The sequence below is a fragment of the Bacillus sp. AFS029533 genome (assembly GCF_002585125.1).
Lineage (GTDB): Bacteria > Bacillota > Bacilli > Bacillales > Bacillaceae_G > Gottfriedia > Gottfriedia luciferensis_B.
This window is the reverse complement of the sequence record NZ_NUQC01000084.1, coordinates 1-674: the sequence shown is the minus strand read 5'-3', so window position 1 is coordinate 674 and position 674 is coordinate 1. Positions and strand designations below refer to the sequence as shown.

The following is a 674-nucleotide window of genomic DNA, read 5'->3' as shown; positions in this document are numbered from 1 at the left end:
CTTTACTTAAAGTAACTTAATCGTTGTTTAATAATCAGTTTGTAGATTAATTAATATTTAACATTAATTGAATATATTTTTCTAAAAATTAGCCCATAATATTTTTAAATTCTAGAAAAAACATTACTAGTGTTATTAGGATCATAAAATTGCTCAAAACAACTTAACATTTAAAACTAGTAGCTAAAGTTGAATTATCATGTTTTTTTCCACCACAGGATGTTATTAGGAAGTAATTTTGGGAATCGAACAATAATAGTTCTCCATGAAGCTGTTATGAGGAAGTAATTTTCATAATCAAGAAATGATACTTCTTCATGACCCTGTTTTGTTTACCAAGATTCAAATAAGTCTCTACCATTTAATGGCTGTACGGGACGGCTATTTGGTTCGAAATAATTTTGATAAGAATGGATTTGTTCTTCGGAAAATTGTATAGGCTTGTTAAAGATTATCCATTTAATCCCTTCAGTACATGGAGGAGTTGTAAAAGAGCCAGTGTACGAAAATTTTTTACTAGTATACGGAATAAAGGACTGCAAATTTATTTTTACAACCTTTCCCTCAAGATCTTCATCCGTAAGATTTGCATTTAGGATTTTTTGGAATTCTTTATTTAATCTTCCACTATCAACAAGTACCCCGATGGTAATAATCGATTTTTTATTATTTTC

1 protein-coding gene is annotated in these 674 nt (G+C 28.6%); it reads right to left on the bottom strand.

What is annotated here, in order from left to right; translation table 11 throughout:
• Nucleotides 1–332: 332 nt before the first annotated feature.
• Nucleotides 333–674: carbonic anhydrase family protein (locus tag COE53_RS23655; RefSeq protein WP_180242479.1), on the bottom strand; the 342-nt coding region annotated here is incomplete at its 5' end.